Raw genomic sequence first — 21,400 nt, forward strand, 5'->3', positions numbered from 1 at the left:
GTAGGTCCTATTGGTAGATTTCAGGAAGCAGCGTGGTCGAAACCGAGGGCACATACGCAATCAGAAGAACCACAATCAGCATTGTCAAAACAAAAGGCACAGCACGGGCCGCGATTTTGAGGATGGACTCGCCCGTGATGCCCGAGACGACGAACAGGTTCAGGCCCAGCGGCGGAGTGATGAACCCTACGCCCAGCGCGGTGATCATCATAATGCAGAACTGAATCTCGTTCATGCCGATATTGTCGGCCAGTGGTTTCAGGATCGGCGCGAGGATAACAATGTTTGGCGTCGTTTCCATGACGCAACCTGCGGCGATCAGGATGCCGATCATCAAAAGGATCAAGAGGTACGGATCGTCGGTCATTGCGGTGACAGAGGCAACAAACCCCTGAGGTACACCCATGATCGCCAGCGCCTCGGCCAAAGGTGCAGAAAAGGCAATGATCGGTAGAATAACTCCGTTCACCTTGGCTGAACTGACCAGCATTGATGGGAAGTCAGCCAACGATAGCGTACGCAGGATGAAGCCCATGATGATGGTGACGACCACAGCGGTCGCCCCGGCCTCGGTCGGGGTCAGGCGCCCCGAGAAAATGCCGTAAAAGATGATCCCAGGCACAATGAACGCATACCAGCCGGACTTCAAAGCCTTGCCCAGATTGGCAAGCCATTCGCCCATGGTCATCATGCCACCGCCCTCATAGGCGTAGAGGCGGTTCATGATGATGTTGGTGATCAGGATCGAGACCAGAATGGCCAGACCCGGGATCAACGCTGCCAGAAACAGGGTCGAGGCAGAGATACCCAGCACAAGGCCAATAATGATGTACGCAATCGAGGGCGGGATCAGGATGCCGGTACAGGCCCCCGCAGCCACCAGCGCACAGGCATAGGGGCGCGGGTAACCACTTTCGACCAACCGATTGATCGTCATCCGCCCCACAGCAGCCGCGCCAGCCGCGTCCGAGCCTGAGATCGCGGCGAACATGCCGCAGACCAGAACAGTGGCTGAACCGAACCCGCCTTTCGCAAAACAGGTTAGCGCCTCGGCCACGTCCAGAAACTTGCGCGACAACCCGGTGCGGACCAGTACGTCGCCGGTCAGGATGAACAACGGCACAGCGGTCAGGGCAAAGGCGTCAATGCCGGTGAACAGGCTCTCGCCGACCAAGCTTAGCGGCAGATCACCAGACATGACCAGCATAACGATAGCGGCTGAACCAATTGCGGCCCAGACCGGAACGGCCATCGCGATCAAGGCGACAAACAGGATAACGGGAACGTAAAAATCCCACCCCAGTTCCACGGTTTGATTGAGAGAGTTCCAGAGCATAGTGCTTCCCCTCAGTCAAACAGCTTGTCGCCTTCGAAAACGGGCGTACCGTCACGAAGGGATTTGATGTCACGCATCAGGGATTGGATCAGACGCCAGATCATCAGCGCAAAGCCGGTTGGAACCGCCATCAGGAACCAAACCTTGGAAACCCGCAAACCGTCGGTGACAGATCCGAACTTGGCTGAGACATGAACCGCCTCATACGACCAATAGAGAGCGATGACCGCGACCACGAACATCACCAGATCGCCGAAGATATACAGCACCGCCTTGGGGCGCGGCCCGAGGTAATGCATGATGACGTCGATGCGGATATGGGCGCGTTCCTTGACCGCCGCTGCGGCTCCGATCCAGGCGAGGTAGATGAACGAATACCGGACGATCTCTTCGCCCCAGATCGAGGAATAGGCAAAAATCTCGCGCCGCAGAACCTCGATAGCCATGGTGATGACCAGCATCACGTAGAACACCAGCAGCAGCCAGCGCTCGGCGTTGCGGTCTATGTTTTGGAGTATGGTCATCGGTTCCCTCGATGAGTGGACAGCCAAGCCAGCGCCTTTGGATTTATGCCTTTTCCGCCCTGGCTGATTGAGTGTGCTGCGGGAGCCTGAGAAGCGCCCGCAGCAACAGCATCAGGCGTCGTGGACGTAGTATTGGCCTTGCGTCCCGGCCGCCTCGACCAGTTTCTCGAAGGCGTCCATTGATCCTGCCAATTCGGTCTTGAACGGATCCCAATCGGCGTTCTGATAGCCACCGACACTTTCCCATTCGGCCAGTTGGTCCGCGCTGAGCGAATGGAACTCCACACCCGCCTTGTTCAGTTCGGCCATGGCATAGGCACGGGCCGAGGGAACTTTGGCAAGGTTCTGATGGCTGGTCATTTCCGAGCCCCACATGATGCCTTCCTGAACGTCCGGCGGCATCGAGTTGAACCATTCGAGGTTGCACGAATAGACCTGACTGTCAGGCACGGCCTGCGTAAAGGTCACATGGCTGAGGATGTCCTTGAAGCCGAACACATACAGCGCGCCGACCGACGGATCGAGCGCATCCGCAACCCCCTGCTTGATGGCCGAGGGGGTCTCACCCCATGCAACAGGCGTCGGGTTCGCACCGACCATGCGATAGTATTGCTGCAGCATTTTCGAACCGGGCACCCGGAACTTGATACCGCTCATGTCGCCGGGCGTGATGATGGCGTTGCCGCCCTGACGCACTGCAACGACGCGCGGGTCAATCACCACGTAGAACAGCGCCTTGAACCCGGCGGCCTCAACCTTCGGGTGGACTTCGTTCTGCCATGTGTCGGAATGCACAAGGTTGGTGAACTTTTGGTTCGAACCGCACAAGTACGGCATGTTGATAAGGTCTACGGTCGACGCGAATGGCGCGAAATTGGACAGCGAGTGCTGCGCGGCCTGAATGGTTCCGCCTTGAACCTTTTGCACCAGCGCACCGCCAGCACCCAGCTGACCGCCGGGTGCAAGCTTGACGTAGACCTTGCCATTAGTTGCGTTCTGGATGTTCTCTTTCAGATCCAGCTGCATGATCGGATAACTGCGCGATGCACCCAGCACATAAGCGGTGGCGACGGTCATCACATGGTCTGCCGCTTGCTCGCGCTCACGTTCTTCTTTTGCCGTTTGCGCAGCGGCTTCGGACGACCACAGGACGCCCCCAGCACCGGCAACCAACGCAGCCGTAAACGCACCGCTGGCGCTGAGCTTTAGGAAATTGCGGCGCTCTTCTGACGCCAGATCGTTTCTGTCGTTCTTCATTTAGTGCCCTCCCATTGGAAAAGTCAGCTGTCGCTTTCTGCGTCGCGGTCAGCCTCCTTTTTCAGAATTGCGACAACGAACAGGATCGACGCCGCGAACAGAACCAACATCTCTCCGACATCCCCAAGAAAAGCGCTGTTGGCAAAAGCTCCTAAAGCCACGTTCGCAAAGTAGATGACAAACACGATTATGGATGCAGCCAGAAACATCTCTTGGACTCCCTTTGGAATCGGTCCGGCATCATTTGTAAGCGCTTACATTCAAAATGCAAGCGCTTACATATCTACTTTCCTCCGGATGCGGTTGAGTTTACACTTATTGGCAAAAGCAAATTGAGAGTTTGTAAATGGCGAAACTTCGGTCCGCTCCGACACTGGATGATGTGGCCAAAATGGCCGGCGTTTCGACGGCAACCGTCTCCCGTTGCCTAAACACTCCGGACCGAGTGGTCGAAGCCACGCGTAAGCGTGTCCAATCAGCCGTTGACGCTCTGGGATACACGCCAAACTTTGCGGCTCGGGTCATGGCGGCCAAGCGTTCGTTCACCATTGGTGCAATTATTCCGACCATGGAAAACGCGATTTTTGCGCGTGGTCTTCAGGCCTTTCAGGAAGAATTGCACCACCGCGGATACACGCTGCTGGTTTCAAGCTCGGCGTACAAACCCGACATCGAAGAAGAGCAGATTCGGACACTGATTGCCCGTGGTGCCGACGGGTTGCTGCTGATCGGTCACGATCGCGATCCCAAGATCTATGACTATTTGAACCAACGGAAAATCCCCGCCTTGATCGCCTGGTCATATTTGCCCGACTCAAGGCTCCCCTCTGTTGGATTTGACAACCGCAAAGCCATGTTCGAACTGGCCAATCACGTTCTTTCACTAGGGCACGAACGGATCGCTGTGATCTCTGGCATCGTCGAGGGCAATGATCGTGCACGCCTGAGGGTCGAAGGCATTAGGGACGCGATCAGCCACAGCGGCCTTGAGTCCGGCGATCTCAAGATTGTCGAAACCCCCTACGAAATCGAAAACGGCGCCACCGCGTTCTGCGAACTCATGAAAGCTGAAACCCGGCCAACCGCCATACTTTGCGGCAACGATGTGTTGGCCGCCGGGGCCATGCGGCAGGCGCAGGAAATGGGGCTGGACGTGCCCGACGATGTATCGATTACTGGCTTCGACGATATAGAACTTGCCCGAATTGTCAGCCCTGAACTGACGACTGTACATGTCCCGCATCGGGAAATGGGGCGCAAAGCAGCCTTGCAACTTGTTGAAATGGTCGAAAACCAAACAGATGGAGAAGGCGAGCAGTTAGCAACACGCATCGTCAATCGCCCTTCACTGGGCAGGCCAGCGCAAGGTTAGGCGGCTTCTGCCTCCATGGTGCGGAATTCGTCTTTTAACCACGAGTATTTTGCGCACATGGGTCGCGTGAAATGCTGCCGGATCAGTTTCCCCATAACCTTCTGAATCAATTCCGAGGTCGTCACAGGGTAAACTTCAGTAGTGAACAACGACACGGTTCGCACAAAATTGCTGCCCGGAAAGGGCATGGCTTTGACGCTGTTATGGAACCGCTGCGTCCGGTGAAAACACGCTGCAGTAGTGATCGCCCAGCCACTGCCTTGGGCGACCAATCCGATGATGGACTGATTGCACTCCAATTCGAACCGGTTTGGCAGGCTGAACTTGCTGCGCGCCAGCTGGATCTCGATCTGTTTTCCGATCACGTAGTCGCGCGAATACCGGAGCAATGGTAAATCCGCATCCGGGGTAAACAGTTCTTCGGGAGACCCTTCAAAGCTGTTGGGCAGTACAACAACAAACGGATCGCGCATGAGAGGATACTCGACCAGCCCCTCGGTTCGCCCCGGTGGCCTTGTGGCGACGCCGACATCCAGTTTGTGTTCTTGCAGCTTGGCGAGGATTTCGTGACTTGGGCGCGTGAAATGGCGGAAATTGCAGCGCGGCAGGGCCTGCGCCAGAAACCGGACCAGATCAGGTGCGATCTGGTTATCGAAATCGTCAATTAGCGCCAGTCGCAGGTCGGTCGCATGTTGCCAGTTGCCGGTCCGGATTTCCGCCTCACCACGCTTTAGAACAGTCAGGCCGTCGCGGACATAACGCGCAAACACTTCGCCCGCCGGTGTTAGACCCATAGGTCTGCGACCGTGGTCCACCAGTTCGATGCCCAGCGCGTTTTCCAAGCTGCGCAGATGGTTCGAGACCGTACTGATCGACAAGCCCGTTTCAGACGCGACCTGCTGGATTGATCCGGATTTGGCGATCAGCTGGAAAACTTCCAGCCATCTCAGGCTCAGAGACTTTGACACAGCGTTCGACCGTTGTTTCGATTTGTTCGAAACTAGCGAAGCAAAGATTTGCTTCTACGGCAATGATGAATTTGGCGGCCGGGTCATGGCTTACGCCCGCATCCGCTCGAAACCCGGGTCGTATGGACTGGGCGGGATCACCGTGGCGCGAACGCGTTGGCCGCAACTGTCCAGTTCCATTTCGCACCCTATCTCCGTCCATGAGGGGTCAACAAACCCATGCGCCAGGTTCAGACCCGTTCGATGCCCCCATTCGCCTGAGGTGATCGTGCCAACGACCTGATCGCCCAACATCAGCGACGCGCCTGGATGCGCGGGGGCGCGGGTCGAGGAGACTTGCAGCGAAACAAGTTTTTTGCGCGGCCTTTCCGACTTCCGTTTCAGCAATGCATCGCGCCCGATGAAATCACCCTTTTCCAGTCGTACAAACCGTTCAAGGCCAGTTTCAAAAGGGTCAAACTCAGTGATAAGATCAGCTTTCCAATGCAAAAAGCTCTTCTCCATTCGCATCGACTCAACGGCCCGCGCACCAAACAGCTTCAAACCATGCGCTTCGCCGGCACGGCGCAGCGCCAGATAGGCCGCGTAGAGCGAGGCGTTTGGCACGTGGATTTCATAGGCCAACTCACCCGAGAAACTGAGGTTCATGACAGTAACCGGAGCAATGCCGACGAAACACTCACGGACGCTGAGCCAGGGGAACGTATCGGCGGACCAGTCCCCTCTGGCACACGCTGACAATACGTCTCGCGACTTGGGCCCTGCCAGTACCAGAATGGTTTGGTCATTTGTGAGGCTGCGCAGGTGAACGTCTTCGCCGCTGTGCAAGTGCTTCCGCAACCAATCCATGTCGTGAAACTCGCTTGCTGCGGCCGAGCCATACCACACACGATCCGGCCCCCGATCGCTTTGGGGCAGGTTGGCCACCGTCGCCTCGGCCTTGACCATACCGTGATGGTTCAGCAGATAACCCAGCCCGACGCGCCCCTCGCGCCGGATTACGGTACCGCAAAACATCCTGTCCAGAAACGCATGCCTGTCAGCGCCGGTGATTTCGATCCGATTGAATCCGTTCACTTCGGCCAATCCAACGCCGGTCTGAACGTTCCGAACCTCGGCCGCGATCAGTTCGAAGGTTTCGTCAAAATCGAAACTGTGTGTTGGTGAGAAATCAGGGGAAGGTTTGATGTAATCCACCCTCTCCCACCCGTTGACCACGGTGAACTCTGCCCCTTCGGACGCCAGAACAGGCGTCAGAGGGGTTGTCTTGGCAGGGCGACCGGCGGGACGATGTTCATGGGGAAAGTGAAACCGGAATTCGTTCTGGTAATCCTCAATCGCCTTTAGCGCTGTCAGTTCTACGTTCGCATGGCCCGTGAACCGCCGCGGATCGAGGCACCAAGTGTCATAACATGCCTCACCGTGCACGATTTGCTGTGCCAACAGCCAACCGTGTCCCCCGCCTTCGCCCAGGCCCGCGCGCAAACCGATAATGCAAAAAGCGTTGCGCTTGCCGGGTATCGGCCCGACCATCGGGGCACCGTCGATTGTGTAGGTGATTGGCCCATTAACCACCGTATGAATGCCGACCTCCATCAGCGCGGGCATTCGCGCAAAGGCACCTTCCAGCACATCCGTTACACGGTCCAGATCGTCTGGGCACAATGCGTTGACGAAATTGGGATCGATCCCGTCCATCCCCCAGGTTTTGCAGCCCTGTTCGTAAAACCCGACAAGCAGGCCATTCTTTTCCTGCCGACAATAATAGTCGCTGATAGGACACCGAAGCAGAGGCATCCGGTGTCCGGCATCGCGTATGGCGGATATTTCTTCGGTCAGGAAATACTGGTGCTCCATCGACGACACTGGATGATGGACACCCATCATCGCGCCAACTTCATTGACCCGATAGCCGCAGGCGTTAACCACAACGTCACAATCAATATCGCCGTGCTGAGTATGCACGGTCCAGGTATCATCGCTGTGTTGCGTCAATCCGGTTACGGGCGTGTTTCGATAGACCTCTGCCCCTGCCTTACGCGCCCGGCGCGCCAGCGCCTGACATAATTGTGCAGGGTCGATGTCCCCGTCCAACGGGTCCCACAAACCGCCGATCAGGTTGTCGGTCGAAATCAACGGATGGCGGCGCGCGCATTCATCGGCATCGATCACCTCGAAATGGACATCCATTCCCCGGGCCATCGAGGCGAAATGACGATAGCCCTGCATCTGTCCCTCGGTATTGGCCAGACGTATCCCACCGTCGCCGTGATGGTAGTTGATCGGATAGTCCGGATCGTCGGCCAGCTCTTTGTACAATCGGATCGAATGAGATTTCAGGCCCACCATCGTCTGGTTCATGCCGAAATTGGTAACCTGCGCAGCAGAATGCCAGGTTGTACCCGAGGTGAGTTCGTCCCGCTCGACGAGCACCACATCGGTCCAACCCTCCTGAGTCAGGTGATACAGGGTCGAACATCCGGCGATCCCGCCTCCGATCACAACGGCTCTGGTTCGTGACTTCATTGGCTTTGCTCCCATCGGTCCCGGACAAGTCTTGCGGAATAACAGGTTACGGGGACAACCGCACAAATGCCGGTGCTGGAAAATCGAAACTGCGATTTCGGATTCTGAAAATCGCGTTTCCTCTTTGATACCGGCTCGTCCTGCGTCTTACGGTGCAAAAAACAGAGTAAGGGAATTGGGCCGGATGACATCGGAGGGTACTAAGCGAAGCGGTCGAAAAGCGCGACATGCACAGCGTGCCGCAAAGCCGGTTGTTGATCCGTGTCCACCCGGCCAAAAAGGCGGCACGTTCAAGCCATTAAGCCCAGCGGAAATCGAGCAGATATACGACACCGCTCTGCGTCTGCTTGAGCAGCTGGGTATGGGTAACGTTCCAGAACGGCTTGCTGCCGATCTCCAATCTGAAGGGGCTCAACCCGTTGCACAGGACCGGCTGGTGTTTCCGCGCGCGATGGTCCAGCGCGCGATCAACTCGGCCGCCAAGAGTTTCGTTTTCCACGGTCGGGATGAAATTCGTTCGATCGAGGTTGGTGGTGACCGCGTGTTCTTTGGCACCGGTGGCGCCGCAGTTCAGACGCTGGACATCGACAGCGGAGTTTACCGCCCGTCCACGTTGGCCGATCTGCATGACTTCACGCGGCTGCAGGATACGTTGGCCAATGTCAGTTGGTTCACCCGGTGCTGCGTGGCGACAGACGTTCCCGACGTGTATGATCTGGACGTCAACACGGTCTACGCGCTGGTACGTAACACTACCAAGCCGATTGCCACCTCGTTCACACTGGCCGAACACGTTGGCCCAATCATTGATATGCTGGATATCGTGGCTGGAGGGCCGGGTGAATTTGCCAAAAGACCCTTTCTGAAAGCCCAGATCAGCCCGGTCATTTCTCCGCTGAGATATGGCGAAGACGCGGTAGACGTCGTCTATGAGTGCATCGCCCATAACATCCCGATGTCCTGCATCACAGCCGCACAGGCTGGGGCGACAGCTCCGGCAACATTGGCCGGGTTTCTGGCGCAATCGCTGGCCGAGACACTGGCCAGCCTTGTGATGGTCAACACAATCAAACCCGGCTTTCCGATGGTGTTTTCCAACTGGCCCTTCATCGTGGACCTCAGAACCGGGTCATTTGCCGGAGGCAGCGGTGAGACCGCTATTCTCAACGCCGCGTCTGCGCAGATCATCAACTGGATGGGGCTGCCTTCCGGCGTCGCGGCCTCGATGACGGATGCCAAAGCCATTGATGCGCAATACGGTGTTGAGAAGGGGATGACGTCGCTTGCCGCCGCGCTGGCCGGGGGCAATCTGATCTATGAGAGTTCGGGCATGACCGCATCGCTGCTGGGCGCGAGTTTCGAGGCTTTTGTCCTGGACAACGAAATGCACTCGCACACCTATCGCGCCTTGCGCGGGATCGAGGTTACCGAGGAGAACCTTGCTTTTGACGCCATCTGCCAATCGGTTCTGGGTGACGGGCACTTTTTGGGTAGCGAACACACTTATGCCGCGATGGAACGGGATTATTTCTATCCCAAGCTTGCAGACCGTCAGGAACCGCGCACATGGCAGGAAGATGGGGCAAGGGACTCATGGTCATCCGCCCGCGAGCACGCCAAAGAGGTTCTGGCCAGCCATCACCCGCAATACCTGACCGCCGAACAGGATGCCGAAATTCGCAATCGTTTCCGCATTCTGATCTGAAAATCACAGGGCATTCCCTGTTGGTTGATGACCCGCTAGGGTCACCCGGGAAACCTAGGGAGGATAGGCCATGACCGATTCATTTTTTCAGCCGGTTTCGGCGATGGAGCTGGCCCGGTTTGCCGGTATTCCTACTTTCATGCGCCTGCCAAGTCTGGATTTGAACCACGAGCGCATCTCCGATGTCGAGCTGGGCCTTGTTGGCATCCCCTGGGACGGCGGCACCACCAACCGCCCCGGCGCGCGACACGGCCCGAGACAGCTGCGAGACTATTCCACGATGATCCGCGCCATGAACCCTGTTACCGGAGTCGCGCCGTTCTCGTTGGTCAATTGCGCAGATCTGGGGGACGTGGCGCCCAATCCGGTCGATATCGAAGATACGCTCAACCGGGTCACTGACTATTACTCGACCCTGCGCGCCAAAGGCATCACGCCTCTGACTGCGGGCGGGGATCACCTGACCACCCTGCCCGTTCTGCGCGCACTGGCCGCCACAGGCCCTGTTGGCTTGATCCAGTTTGACAGTCACACAGACCTTTTCGACGGTTATTTTGGAGGCCATAAGTTCACCCACGGCACTCCGTTTCGACGCGCGGTCGAAGAAGGTCTGGTCGACCCCAAACGCTTTGTGCAGGTCGGCATTCGCGGCACAGCCTACAACACCGAAGATATCGAGTGGGGCGAGGCACAGGGCATTCGCATCATCCGCATCGAAGAGCTGTTTGATCGGGGGATCGATGACGTGATGGCCGAGGTGCGCGGTATCGTCGGAAAGGCCCCCACCTATTGCACCTATGACATCGACTTCGTGGACCCAACTTACGCGCCTGGCACCGGCACGCCCGAGATCGGCGGACCGAACAGTTTTCAGGCTCAGCAAGTCATTCGTCAGATGTCGGGCGTGAACCTGATTGGTGCCGATCTGGTTGAGGTCTCACCCCCGTTCGATCCGAACGGGGGCACCGCGTGGCTGGGCATTTCGCTGATGTTCGAACTGCTTTGCGTTCTGGCACAGGCCGTCGATACCCGACGAGCTTAACTTGCGGCGACGTTCTCAGCGATCATCGAAATCATCTCAAACATCACCGCCGCTGCGGTCAGCGCGGTGATGTTGTTCGGACTGTCCTTGGTCGGCATCATGCAGACCACATCGCCGCCCACAATATTCAACCCACGCGCCGCGCGCAGAATGCCAACAGCCTCATCAATATCGAACCCCTTCTCGCCGGGCTCCAGATTGGACACAGCAGGCGCCACGGTCGGGTCGAGGCAGTCCAGGTCGAAGGTGATATAAACCGGCCGGTCGCCCAGAACTTCTTTGGTCTGCGCCACGACATCTTCAAGCCCGCGCTGGCGGAATTCGCGCATGGTGACGATGTTATAACCATAGTCGTAGGATGGCTGCAGCCAGTCCAGACTGCGCGGATGGCCCCGCAGCCCGATCTGCATTGACCGTGTCGGATCGACCTGCCCCTGATCGGCCAGATACGCGCCCCAGTGGGCCGCCGACTTTTTGGCGCCCAGAAAGTGGTCGACCTTGGTGAATACATCCGTATGTGCGTCAAGGTGCAGGAAACTGACCGGCTGGCCACCTGCAATCTGGCCACGGCCCAGCGCCTGCACAATCCCGCCGGTAATGGAATGGTCTCCGCCGACAGAAACGGGGCGTGCTCCGGCCGCATCGATATCCTTGTAGAATTCGGTGATGCGCTCGATGCAGTCCTCGTTGTCGTTAGCCTTTGGAAACGGCACATCTCCCACATCCGCAATCCGCGCACTGTTCCAAGGGTCGATTTCGAATACCGAGTGCACCCGCCGCTGTACAGCCGAGACATGGCGCAAAGCGCGCGGACCCAGATGCTGATCCCTTTCGGTCGTGCCATTGCCGGTCGAATGTGGCACCCCCACCAGCGCGATATCCTGCCCCTCAGGTCCGACATTGGGGCAACGGAACAGGGTGGGGACACCCCACCAATACAGATTTTCCATCATAGATTTTTCGTAACGGTCGGTCATGATTTCCCTCGATCAAAGAAAACGCCCCCGATCTGAACCGGGGGCGCAAGTATTCAGATTTTTTCGTCTTCTCGCCGGAAAGCCCCTTGCACGATCCGGTCCATGACCATGGCCAGGAACAGAATTGCAAACCCGCCCAGCAGGCCCGGCCCTTTGGCGGCGTATTGCAGTGCTTCAAGGATTTCCTTGCCCAATCCACCGCCGCCAATCAGCGAGATGATGACGACCATCGACAGGCACATCAGGATGGTCTGGTTCACACCTGTCATGATCGATGGCAGCGCCAGCGGGATCTCGACATCCTTCAGCAATTGCCATTTCGAAGCCCCGAATGCGACCGCCGCCTCTTTGATGCTTTCCGGAACGCCGCGCATCCCCAAAGCCGTCAGGCGGATCACCGGCGGCATGCCAAAGATGATCGTGGCCAGAATGCCCGGCGGGTTGCCGGTGCCAAAGAAGGCGATAATCGGGATCAGGTAAACAAAGGCCGGAAGCGTCTGCATCAAGTCCAGAACCGGTTCGGCGGCACGATAGGCGCGTTTGGATTTACCGAACCAGATACCCAACGGGATGCCGAACACAACGCACAGCAACACTGCCGCGCCAACCAGAGCCACAGTTTCCATTGCCACATCCCAGTAACCCAGCAAAGCGATGTAGGCCAATGACGACGCGGTAAAGATCGCCACCCTCGGTCCAGCCGCGCGCCACGCGGTCACGCAGATCACAAGCATTACAACCGGCCACGGAGAGCCGATCAGCGCAACCGTCAGCGCATCCAGAACTGATCGCACGCCGGCCACGATCCCGTCGAACACGTCACCCCCGGCCGCGGCGGCCGCGTCGATCTGCGCCTCCATCCAGCTTGCAAGATTTGAGAATATAGTTCCGTTGCCCTCACCCAGTATCATCTCGGATACTTCCTGCTCGGGGAATGCATCCAATAACGGCAGTGAGGCGTTTACGGTGAACTTGTATACGATCAAAGGTCCAATGGCGGCGATCAGCACCGCACCCAAAACCGTGTTGCGGGTAGAACGGCCACTTTCGGTGCTGTTCGGATCAGTCCTCCAGTTCGAGTACTGCTTTTCGTATACGCGGTCCGCATAGAACCCTTGCACCAGCTTGAAGACCAGCAGCATCAGCAGACCCGTCACCATGATGCCCAATGCTTCGGACTGAGCGGCGGCTGCTTTTTCAAAGCTGGAATCGGCGGCTTTCTGGATATTCGCAGCCAGCTTGTTAAAGCGATCGATATCCGCTTTTTCGGTAGCATCCGCCGCCCGGGCCAACAACTCGTCCGCGCGCGCTTGCTGACGCGCGGCGCGTTCCGCCAGATCGGCACCGGGGTTACCCCATGCGCCGCGCCCAATTTGAACCCAGGCGATGATTTCCAGGATCAGGAACGTCCAGAACATTCCCCAGATCGCGCGTGAGGCTGACCAGAACGGTCCCAGCACAGCCGCCCAAATATTGAACGTGTTGGGTACTCCGCTGGTGGCGTCGTGGATTTTGTGAAACGCCTTGACGTAGTAGTCACCATTCGGCCCTACAAACTCATGGATGGAACGGTCCAGTGCCTCGCGGTCGACTTCGATGTCTGAGGCGGCTGTGACTTTCACTTCTGTGGTTGCATCAGTCATTTTTGCCCCCCTGAATACCGCGCAGCAGACGCGGCTTGGTAACGACCCCCACATCGCTGCCTGAATCGGTAATGATGACCGGTAGGTCCGTATTGACCGCAAGATCGATCAACTGGTCCAGATCTGCACCTTCATCCGCGCGCGGCGCGCCTTCGGTGGGGCCAGAATAGCTGTCGATCGGCTGCATGATCGAATGCGCCTTGACCAGTTTGAGTTTGGAAATGCCCTGCACAAATTCGCGCACATAGTCGTCGGCAGGGTTCATGACGATGTCTTCGGGCGTGCCAATCTGAACGATCACGCCATCTTTCATGATGGCGATGCGGTGGCCGATGCGGATGGCCTCGTCCAAATCATGCGTAATGAACAGTGTGGTCTTTTGCAACTGCGCCACCAGCGCCTTAAACTGATCCTGCAGCTGCAGCCGGATCAAAGGATCGAGCGCCGAGAACGGCTCATCCATCAACAGAATTTCAGGGTCCGAGGCCAGCGCACGTGCAATCCCCACCCGTTGCTGCATGCCGCCCGACAATTCCTTGGGCAAGCGGTCCTCATACCCTGTCAGATCCACCAGCCCCAAGGCGTGGTCAGAAACCGCCCAGCGCTTGGACTTGGACACTTTGCGAATTTCCAGCGGGTAAGCCACATTGTCCCGAACCGAGCGGTGCGGCATCAGCGCCATATGTTGAAACACCATCCCGATTTGCATGGCCCGGATGCGGCGCAGCTCGGCCTCGGAAATCTTGGACACGTCGTGTCCCAGAATCTCAATCTTACCGGCGGTGGGTTCAATCAGGCGATTGACGTGCCGCACCAGCGTTGATTTGCCCGACCCCGACAGGCCCATGATGCAGAAAATCTCGCCCCTTGGCACTTCGAAGGTCGCGCCCTGAACGCCGACCACACAATTGAATCTCTCCAGAACTTCAGGCTTGCCTATGCCTTCGTTCCGAACGGCTTCCATGGCTTCTTCGGCTCGGGCGCCAAAGATCTTCCAGACATCCGTCAGTTTAACGACTGTTTCGGTCATTTTTGTCCCTTTGATGCAAAACAGGCCGCCGGGCTATCCCGACGGCCTGTCCGAGTTTCAGTTCCGAAGGGCGTCAATCACTCGGACATCCAACCCAGAACGGCATCTTCATTTGCGCCAACCCATTCCTCTGCATAGGCCGCTGGTTCCTTACCGTCGATCACCAGAGCATAGGTCATCGCCGAAACCGTATCGGTATCCAGTTTCATGTTGGATAGCATACGGGCGACTTCGGGGTACTCTTCCTCAAGGGACTTTGCGTAGTGCAGATGCAGATAGGCCAGATCCCAGGCAACACCGGCCTCGGATTTTTCCAGCCAGTCCGGATCGTCTGTCGGTTGCAACACGTTCCATTTCGCCGCGTCGTAGGCGGGCTCTTCCAGCACCTGCAACTCATGCAATTCAAACACGTAATGCGGGGTGTAGCAGAACCCGACCCACGCATCACCAGCCTTGATCGCGTTGTCGAGGTTGGCATAGGCGACGGTTTCGTCGATCTCGGTCAGTTCAAAGACCTGATCATAGCCGTAGGATTTGGCCCGGATTTTCTCGACATTGGTCGAGGCCCAGCCCGGCGCGCCGATCCATAGCTCACCCTGTCCATCACCATTGCTGTCAAACAGCGCCGCGATGTCCGGATTGGTCAGATCGTCGATTGACTTGATACCGTTGGCATCCGCGGTCGCCTTGTCCACGCACATCCCCTGAAAGGCTTCGACGCCATTGGGGTTGAACGCGACGGTTCCTTTATCTGTGACGTAAGTGTCGTGCAGGTTTTTCTGGTTCGGCATCCACACTTCGGGGTGGACGTGCATGGCACCAGAATCCATCGCCTCGAACACGATCGGGTTGGTGCCGTTCTGAAGTTCAACCTCAAGCCCGAGGTTCTGTTCAATCGCAACCTTCAGAATATGCGCTGTCGCATTAACCGAAGGCCAGTTCGGCACGCCGATCACAATATCAGCGGCAAGAGCTGGTCCGGCGATCGCAACGGACGCGCCTCCCAGTAACGTGGCTAGTTTGTTCATTTGGTGTCTCCATGTTGGGCGTCCGCGGTGCTGATCTTTTACCCGTGGGCAGTGGTGCACCTTGCAAACCAAGTCGGGAAGACGATACTTCCCCTGTTTTTGGCCACCGGCGCGTTGCGCCAGGCTGGCCGGAAAATTGAAACATGCAGACGCGCCACCCATCAAGAGTTACGTCCATAAGGCGCTTGTATTCGAGATTATCGTAGACATATTTCGATTTACCCGGAACTGCGACTGAACAGGCGTCACATCAGGAACCAGCGCAAGAAATTTGCCGTTAAACCGCACCCTTTTCTAGAATGTAGGTAACGGCCTCTTGGGTCAGATTTTTAAACCGCGCGCGCTCGTTTACATAAAGACAGACCTGACGTTGATCAGGCAAGTCCTCGATTTCGCGAAACGCGGTCGCTTCTGGGATGAATTCGGCAACCGTTTGCGGCAGGACAGTGACCCAATCCCCGGTCCGGACCATCGTGATCAAGGAATGGGTATTGTGAATGGTAACGTCCGCCTGCGCCTCGGACTCGTGAAACCGCGGCGACTGGATATGTTCACACAGCGCATTTCGGATGAATGGCACCGATAAAACCTGTTCAATCGTCGGAGGCACCGGCTGAGTCATCAGTGGATGATCGGACGCGCAGACAAGACCGAACCTGTCCTGGAACAGAGGAATCGACCGGACACCGTTCAGCGCGTGCTGCCCCGATGCGATACCGATATCTGCCTTGCCCTCGACCAACGCGTCCAAAACCTGCTGCGTGTCGGTGTCGCGCAGCTCGACCTTCACACCGGGAAAGCGCTGGGTGATGTGCGCCAACACCTTTGGAAACACCAATGCAGCGACCGATGGCACCGACACGATGCGCAACAGCCCGTGTTCGGCTTTGGCGGCCGCCTCAATTTCAAGAATGGTCTGGTCGAACTGCCGCACCTGTTTCAACGCCGTTTCAAAGACTTGCATGCCCAGCGGAGACAGCTGGTTTTTGCGCTCTCCCTCAAACAGCTTCTTACCCAGATGTTCCTCAAACTGCTTGAGGGTCATCGATACCGCCGACTGGGTCCGGCCCAGCCTGTCGGCAGCTTCGACCAGATTGCCGGTTTGGGCGACGGTGCAAAAACACCGCAATGTCTCGATCTTGATCGCCAAGCTTCACCTTTTCTGAAGTTTAATCAATTTATTTGAGTTTGACTGATATCAACAAATAAAGCCATCCTGCGCCAGACCTATTTTATGACTCTGAGGCGCATCGTGACCAAACTGAACCTGATCGCCGGCGAATGGCTGGCGGGTGAATCCGAGATTGAAAACCGCAACCCTTCGGACCTGAGCGATCTGGTCGGCATGTTCGCCCAGGCCAGCGCCGACCAACTCGAAGCAACGCTGGATCAGGCCCGCGTTGCGCAGGCGGAGTGGGAAGCCTACTTGCCCGAGCGCAAACAGGCTGTCCTGATGAACATCGGCAATGAGTTGATGTCGCGCGCCGAAGAGCTGGGAACGTTGCTGTCCCGCGAAGAAGGCAAGCCGCTGGCCGAGGGCAAAGGCGAGGTTTATCGCGCCGGTCAGTTCTTCACCTACTATGCTGCCGAGTGCCTGCGACAGATCGGTGAAAACGCGGACAGCGTGCGCCCCGGCGTGGAAATCGACGTGCGCCGCGAAGCCGTGGGTGTGGTGGCCATCATCAGCCCGTGGAACTTCCCGACCGCGACTGCCTCGTGGAAGATCGCTCCGGCGCTGTGCTATGGCAACGCGGTTGTTTGGAAGCCCGCCAACATCACGCCGGCCTCTGCCGTGGCCCTAACCGAAATCATCGAGCGTCAGGACATTCCCAAAGGTCTGTTCAGCCTCGTGATGGGCTCGGGTCGGTCGATTGGCCAACGTCTAGTGGAAAGCCCCAAGGTCAATGCGATTTCCTTCACCGGTTCCGTTCCGGTAGGCAAGGGCATCGCGGCGGCTGCAATCCAGAACCTGACCAAAGTACAGATGGAGATGGGGTCCAAGAACGCGCTTGCTGTGATGGACGACGCCGATCTGGATCTGGCCGTGACACTGGCACTGGGCGGCGCGTTTGGTGGCACCGGGCAGAAGTGCACCGCTTCGTCACGCCTAGTTGTGCATGCCGGCGTGCATGATGCTTTTGTCGAAAAGCTTGTGGCAGGTGCACAGGCCATGAAAGTTGGCCACGCACTGGAAGAAGGCGTTCAGATGGGCCCGGTCGTCAGCCAACAGCAGCTGCAGGAAAACCTCGCCTATGTCGATCTGGGCAAATCCGAAGGCGCGGAACTGACCTGTGGTGGTCAGCGTCTCGAGATGCCGCATGACGGGTTTTACATGTCTCCGGGCGTATTCCTGAACACGACCAATGACATGCGGATCAACCGAGAAGAAATGTTCGCCCCGCTCACCAGCGTCATCAAGGTTGGCAGCTATGAAGAAGCGCTGAGCGTCGTGAACGATACCAATTTCGGCCTGACCTCGGGCATCGTCACGCAAAGCCTCGCCCGCGCGACCCATTTCCGCCGCAATGCACGTACTGGCGTTGTCACCGTCAACCTGCCGACTGCGGGCACCGACTATCACGTCCCCTTCGGCGGACGCGGTGACAGCTCGTACGGCCCGCGTGAACAGGGCAAGGCGGCAGCAGAGTTCTACACGACCGTCAAAACGGCTTATATCAGCGCAGGGACACCGGTGTGATGCGGATCGACGGGCTGCAATACGCCAACTGGTCGGAGAAAATCTTCCGCCAACTGCGAGAAGGGGGCGTGGACGCGATCCATGTCACCATCTCGTACCACGAGAATTTTCGTGAAACGGTTCTGAACTTTGAAAAGTGGAACCGCTGGTTCGAACAGTACCCCGACCTGATCATGAAGGGCCGCTGGGCGCGCGATATCGAAATCGCGCGCGAATCCGGGCGGACAGCTGTGTTTTTCGGGTTCCAGAACCCCTCGCCCATCGAAGACGATATCGGGCTGGTGGAAATCCTGCACGATCTGGGCGCCCGGTTCATGCAGCTGACCTATAACAACCAATCGCTGCTGGCGACTGGCTGTTACGAGGCCGAGGACACCGGCATCACCCGCATGGGCAAGCAAGTGATCAAAGAGATGAACCGTGTTGGATTGGTGGTCGACATGAGCCATTCGGCAGATCGCTCGACCATCGAAGCCGCCGAGTTGTCCGAACGCCCCATCGCTATCACGCACGCCAACCCTCATGAGTGGTCACCAGCTCTGCGGAACAAACGCGACGCGGTGATCCGGGCCGTGACTGAAAACGGTGGGATGTTGGGCTTTTCGGTCTACCCTCATCACCTGAAGGACAAATCCGACTGCACGCTCGAGAGCTTTTGTGAGATGATCGCCCGTACCGCCGACAAATACGGCGCACAACATCTGGGGATCGGCACTGACCTGTGTCAGGACCAACCCGACAGCATCGTCGAATGGATGCGCGTCGGTCGCTGGACCAAAGAGATCGACTATGGTGAAGGCTCGGCCAGCAATCCCGGTTTTCCACCAATGCCGGAATGGTTCCGGGACAATCGCGACTTTGGCAATATCGAAGCTGGGCTGCGCGGCATTGGCATGAACGCTGACGAAATCTCGGGTATCATGGGCGGGAACTGGTATCGTTTCTTTGCTGAAAACTTCGGGCCGCAATCGCGATGAAACAAACCAGCGCTCATATCCCGCGCCGCGACCCCGCGCAGGTCATGAGATTGTCGCGACTGGGATCCCTGCACCAGTGCAGGCTCAGTTTCATGCGGCAACTGACACGGCGCATGGCCCGCGAGAACTGGAACTTCATCCGCCCCGTATTTGACATTGATGAAAACGGCGTTGGTCACGCGGTTTATACAGCACAGGCACCTGATCACGCCTACTCCTTGGTTGCGTTCGCCCATGACCTGCCCCCCGAGCAACGATCGGATCGGGTGATTGCCGAGGCGTGGGATGCCACATTCGCCCTGTTCGACGGCATCCCAACCGAACAGGACATTCAACGCCTGTCGGAAAACGTGCCACTGCAAGAGGCCGGTCGCGTCAGCGAAAACGAACTGTCGCTGTCTCGTGCAAACCGGTCCGTTCGGTTGTGGGCACATGTGGTCGACAGGCTGGCCGCAGGGCAGCAACCCGACCTCGAGCAAATCTACAAGGTCGGCTACCTGATGCGCACGACCGCCGTGTACGGATCGGGCAAGTTCGGCGCTGCCGACCGCGAGAAGACAGCAAATCGACCAGAACTGCAGGCGCCTTTTCAGACGGAAATGCTATCGGTCTATCTGACCCGCACCTTCGTCCGCGACCTGGTTCAGCACATGGCCCGTGTCAAAGGTGGCGATCAGACGGCCGAACTGGCCCCGGAGATCGGCCAATGGCTGGGCATCGGCAACTCCACGGGTCTGGGCATGGCCCCTTTCATTGTGAACCACCCGGTTTTGTTCAACAATTGGATCATGGTGCGGGAAGAAGCGCTTGCGCAGGTGCGATCCCTGCCAACCGCGTCAGACAGTGAAGCACAGCAGTTTCGGGACATATTTGAGCGCTGCAAACTGTCGATGTCGTGGTGGCGGTCTGAACATCCGATCCAGATTGAGAAGCTCTCGGCGTTGAATGCCGATCTTTCTGCGATTTCCGACTATCTGGACCAGGACGATCTTACCCGATACCACCCGTGGGAACGGCTGATCCAGTGGTCGGAAACAACGCTCAGCGAAGAGGGGCAGGAACTGCTCGCGTCGCTTGTTCTGGAACCCTATGGAGATCTGGTGGACGGCCTGACGGAGTGCATGGCCGATGGAAATGCCCAAGCACAGATCATCGACGGGGCCATGACCGTCGCGCAAACCCGCGCTCTGATCCGGGATCGCTTTGATTGGGCTTTGAGCCTGGACTGGTCTGACGAGGCGAACTGTGCCCGTGCCTGGTACGTGTCCGAGGAAAAACTGGAGCCACGATTGGGTGAGCGGTTCGAGGAACCGATTTCCGACTTCGAACAACCTTTGGCCCCCGCGCGCGATGCGGCGGCGGCTTTCGCGGAACTGTCTAACTGGCGGGACGAAGCGCCCATCGCCGAGTTTTTGCTGCACCACCCCGAACACCGCCATACAATCCGCCGCGCGCAGATCGGTCGCATCGCCCCGTATGGTGAGATTCATGACAACACAATCAGTTCCAGTGTCATGCCTATCGATATGCTACGGGCCAAACTGTCCTTTTTTGGTGCCACGCATTTCGATCCACGCTCGGACCGGTGGGTGCGAATCTGCATGTATTCCGGCGCGCCCTATCCCGAGGATCTGACCACAGAGACCGCTGACTTGTGGGTATACCCGGAGCTGGAAGAATGAATATCTCCCTGAACGAGGTCGAGGCCACCGCAAAACGCGCAACCCGCGGCGCTGGCTATAGCTGGGGGCTGGCAGAAGAGGCGGCAAAAGCAACACGCTGGTTGTGCGCCCGGGGGCAAAACGGAACCGGCGCATTGGCTCGGCTGTTGCAGATGGTAATGGCCGACGCGCCCAAGCAACGCGCTCCGACGGATCTGAGCGGAGATTGGCACAGTGATGAACTGCTGTGCCCACTGGTTACCGGCGCATTGCTTTCCGATTGTGCAATCCGAGTGAATTCGTCCGCGATCACGATGAGCAATGTCGCGGTTCCCGTTCTGCTGCTTCCGTTTGCCGCCAATGCTGCGCGTCTTCTCGATACCCGCGTGACTATCGAATGCGACGGGATCATTGCCGAGACTGATGGTCTCGATCTGACCTTAAACGGTCCGATCCCTGACCAGGCAAAGCACGTATCTGTGCATCTTGGAGGTCGGCTTGCCAATGCCGTACCCCATCACACCAGAGCTGAACCCAGTCCGACCGATTGGTCCACGTTGAACCGGTTTGCCCAAAACACCTACGCCCCCGCTACCGAAGAATCCCGCCTGCGCGGGGCCGGAGCGGGCCTGTCAGACAACGATTGAAGAGATTCC

Annotated in this window: 18 protein-coding genes; 7 read left to right on the forward strand and 11 right to left on the reverse strand. The window is 57.7% G+C overall.

Going from position 1 to position 21,400, the window contains the following annotated elements:
- Nucleotides 1-7 precede the first annotated feature (7 nt).
- The 4 genes from MHN28_RS14090 to MHN28_RS14105 all read right to left on the reverse strand — a co-directional run bounded on the left by MHN28_RS14090 (nt 8) and on the right by MHN28_RS14105 (nt 3,326).
- Nucleotides 8-1,336, reverse strand: coding sequence for a TRAP transporter large permease (locus MHN28_RS14090; protein ID WP_239342140.1), 1,329 nt, complete (start codon nt 1,334-1,336; stop codon nt 8-10).
- 11 nt (nt 1,337-1,347) lie between these two features.
- A complete protein-coding gene (locus MHN28_RS14095; RefSeq protein WP_239342159.1) occupies nt 1,348-1,860 on the reverse strand; it encodes a TRAP transporter small permease in 513 nt (170 codons plus the stop codon).
- Nucleotides 1,861-1,971: 111 nt separating this feature from the next.
- The gene (locus MHN28_RS14100) at nt 1,972-3,117 is read right to left on the reverse strand and encodes a TRAP transporter substrate-binding protein (protein ID WP_239342162.1); all 1,146 of its coding nucleotides are present in this window, start codon (nt 3,115-3,117) and stop codon (nt 1,972-1,974) included.
- A 23-nt stretch (nt 3,118-3,140) separates the two neighbouring features.
- Nucleotides 3,141-3,326: a hypothetical protein gene (locus tag MHN28_RS14105; RefSeq protein WP_239342165.1), complete on the reverse strand. Its 186-nt coding sequence runs from the start codon at nt 3,324-3,326 to the stop codon at nt 3,141-3,143.
- Between the two features lie 137 nt (nt 3,327-3,463).
- Here MHN28_RS14105 and MHN28_RS14110 point away from each other — a divergent pair, with 137 nt between their 5' ends.
- Entirely contained in the window at nt 3,464-4,489 is a 1,026-nt protein-coding gene (locus MHN28_RS14110; protein WP_239342168.1) for a LacI family DNA-binding transcriptional regulator, read from the forward strand.
- On the opposite strand, the gene MHN28_RS14115 is transcribed toward MHN28_RS14110, so the two are convergent.
- The gene (locus MHN28_RS14115; RefSeq protein WP_239342171.1) at nt 4,486-5,457 is read right to left on the reverse strand and encodes a LysR family transcriptional regulator; all 972 of its coding nucleotides are present in this window, start codon (nt 5,455-5,457) and stop codon (nt 4,486-4,488) included. The genes MHN28_RS14110 and MHN28_RS14115 overlap by 4 nt on opposite strands.
- A 90-nt stretch (nt 5,458-5,547) precedes the next feature.
- Nucleotides 5,548-7,983 carry an FAD-dependent oxidoreductase gene (locus MHN28_RS14120; protein ID WP_239342174.1) on the reverse strand — a complete coding sequence of 812 codons (2,436 nt, stop codon included), beginning with the start codon at nt 7,981-7,983 and terminating at the stop codon, nt 5,548-5,550.
- Nucleotides 7,984-8,167: 184 nt separating this feature from the next.
- Here MHN28_RS14120 and MHN28_RS14125 point away from each other — a divergent pair, with 184 nt between their 5' ends.
- Nucleotides 8,168-9,688 carry a trimethylamine methyltransferase family protein gene (locus MHN28_RS14125; RefSeq protein ID WP_239342177.1) on the forward strand — a complete coding sequence of 507 codons (1,521 nt, stop codon included), beginning with the start codon at nt 8,168-8,170 and terminating at the stop codon, nt 9,686-9,688.
- 70 nt (nt 9,689-9,758) lie between these two features.
- Nucleotides 9,759-10,730, forward strand: coding sequence for an agmatinase (locus tag MHN28_RS14130; RefSeq protein WP_239342180.1), 972 nt, complete (start codon nt 9,759-9,761; stop codon nt 10,728-10,730).
- Here MHN28_RS14130 and MHN28_RS14135 read toward each other — a convergent pair.
- The 5 genes from MHN28_RS14135 to MHN28_RS14155 all read right to left on the reverse strand — a co-directional run bounded on the left by MHN28_RS14135 (nt 10,727) and on the right by MHN28_RS14155 (nt 16,558).
- Entirely contained in the window at nt 10,727-11,707 is a 981-nt protein-coding gene (locus tag MHN28_RS14135) for an arginase family protein (protein ID WP_239342183.1), read from the reverse strand. The two genes, MHN28_RS14130 and MHN28_RS14135, sit on opposite strands and share 4 nt — an antisense overlap.
- 53 nt (nt 11,708-11,760) lie before the next feature.
- Nucleotides 11,761-13,350: a proline/glycine betaine ABC transporter permease gene (locus MHN28_RS14140; RefSeq protein ID WP_239342185.1), complete on the reverse strand. Its 1,590-nt coding sequence runs from the start codon at nt 13,348-13,350 to the stop codon at nt 11,761-11,763.
- Complete coding sequence (locus tag MHN28_RS14145; protein WP_239342188.1) at nt 13,343-14,380, reverse strand: glycine betaine/L-proline ABC transporter ATP-binding protein; 1,038 nt, start codon at nt 14,378-14,380, stop codon at nt 13,343-13,345. The genes MHN28_RS14140 and MHN28_RS14145 overlap by 8 nt, the downstream gene beginning before the upstream one ends.
- Before the next feature lie 77 nt (nt 14,381-14,457).
- Nucleotides 14,458-15,408 (reverse strand): glycine betaine ABC transporter substrate-binding protein, encoded by a 951-nt coding sequence (locus MHN28_RS14150; RefSeq protein ID WP_239342191.1) that lies wholly within the window; start codon nt 15,406-15,408, stop codon nt 14,458-14,460.
- A gap of 277 nt (nt 15,409-15,685) precedes the next feature.
- Nucleotides 15,686-16,558, reverse strand: coding sequence for a LysR family transcriptional regulator (locus MHN28_RS14155; protein WP_239342194.1), 873 nt, complete (start codon nt 16,556-16,558; stop codon nt 15,686-15,688).
- Between the two features lie 84 nt (nt 16,559-16,642).
- Here MHN28_RS14155 and MHN28_RS14160 point away from each other — a divergent pair, with 84 nt between their 5' ends.
- Genes MHN28_RS14160 through MHN28_RS14175 form a run of 4 tightly spaced genes read left to right on the forward strand, consistent with a single transcriptional unit; the run spans nt 16,643 to nt 21,391 of the window.
- Nucleotides 16,643-18,106, forward strand: a complete 1,464-nt coding sequence (locus MHN28_RS14160; protein WP_239342197.1) for an aldehyde dehydrogenase family protein — start codon at nt 16,643-16,645, stop codon at nt 18,104-18,106.
- Nucleotides 18,106-19,083 (forward strand): membrane dipeptidase, encoded by a 978-nt coding sequence (locus MHN28_RS14165; protein ID WP_239343064.1) that lies wholly within the window; start codon nt 18,106-18,108, stop codon nt 19,081-19,083. Before MHN28_RS14160 ends, MHN28_RS14165 begins: the two co-directional genes overlap by 1 nt.
- A complete protein-coding gene (locus MHN28_RS14170; RefSeq protein ID WP_239342200.1) occupies nt 19,080-20,765 on the forward strand; it encodes a hypothetical protein in 1,686 nt (561 codons plus the stop codon). The genes MHN28_RS14165 and MHN28_RS14170 overlap by 4 nt, the downstream gene beginning before the upstream one ends.
- The gene (locus MHN28_RS14175) at nt 20,762-21,391 is read left to right on the forward strand and encodes a DUF3726 domain-containing protein (protein WP_239342203.1); all 630 of its coding nucleotides are present in this window, start codon (nt 20,762-20,764) and stop codon (nt 21,389-21,391) included. Before MHN28_RS14170 ends, MHN28_RS14175 begins: the two co-directional genes overlap by 4 nt.
- The last annotated feature ends 9 nt before the right edge of the window (nt 21,392-21,400 follow it).

This window comes from Ruegeria sp. Ofav3-42, from assembly GCF_022347725.1.
In the GTDB taxonomy this organism is placed as follows: Bacteria; Pseudomonadota; Alphaproteobacteria; order Rhodobacterales; family Rhodobacteraceae; genus Ruegeria.

Coding starts and splice junctions, on each gene's coding strand:
- MHN28_RS14090 (WP_239342140.1), bottom strand. CDS start 1,336: ATGCTCTGGAACTCTCTCAATCAAACCGTGGAACTGGGGTGGGATTTT.
- MHN28_RS14095 (WP_239342159.1), bottom strand. CDS start 1,860: ATGACCATACTCCAAAACATAGACCGCAACGCCGAGCGCTGGCTGCTG.
- MHN28_RS14100 (WP_239342162.1), bottom strand. CDS start 3,117: ATGAAGAACGACAGAAACGATCTGGCGTCAGAAGAGCGCCGCAATTTC.
- MHN28_RS14105 (WP_239342165.1), bottom strand. CDS start 3,326: ATGTTTCTGGCTGCATCCATAATCGTGTTTGTCATCTACTTTGCGAAC.
- MHN28_RS14110 (WP_239342168.1), top strand. CDS start 3,464: ATGGCGAAACTTCGGTCCGCTCCGACACTGGATGATGTGGCCAAAATG.
- MHN28_RS14120 (WP_239342174.1), bottom strand. CDS start 7,983: ATGAAGTCACGAACCAGAGCCGTTGTGATCGGAGGCGGGATCGCCGGA.
- MHN28_RS14125 (WP_239342177.1), top strand. CDS start 8,168: ATGACATCGGAGGGTACTAAGCGAAGCGGTCGAAAAGCGCGACATGCA.
- MHN28_RS14130 (WP_239342180.1), top strand. CDS start 9,759: ATGACCGATTCATTTTTTCAGCCGGTTTCGGCGATGGAGCTGGCCCGG.
- MHN28_RS14135 (WP_239342183.1), bottom strand. CDS start 11,707: ATGACCGACCGTTACGAAAAATCTATGATGGAAAATCTGTATTGGTGG.
- MHN28_RS14140 (WP_239342185.1), bottom strand. CDS start 13,350: ATGACTGATGCAACCACAGAAGTGAAAGTCACAGCCGCCTCAGACATC.
- MHN28_RS14145 (WP_239342188.1), bottom strand. CDS start 14,380: ATGACCGAAACAGTCGTTAAACTGACGGATGTCTGGAAGATCTTTGGC.
- MHN28_RS14150 (WP_239342191.1), bottom strand. CDS start 15,408: ATGAACAAACTAGCCACGTTACTGGGAGGCGCGTCCGTTGCGATCGCC.
- MHN28_RS14160 (WP_239342197.1), top strand. CDS start 16,643: ATGACTCTGAGGCGCATCGTGACCAAACTGAACCTGATCGCCGGCGAA.
- MHN28_RS14165 (WP_239343064.1), top strand. CDS start 18,106: ATGCGGATCGACGGGCTGCAATACGCCAACTGGTCGGAGAAAATCTTC.
- MHN28_RS14170 (WP_239342200.1), top strand. CDS start 19,080: ATGAAACAAACCAGCGCTCATATCCCGCGCCGCGACCCCGCGCAGGTC.
- MHN28_RS14175 (WP_239342203.1), top strand. CDS start 20,762: ATGAATATCTCCCTGAACGAGGTCGAGGCCACCGCAAAACGCGCAACC.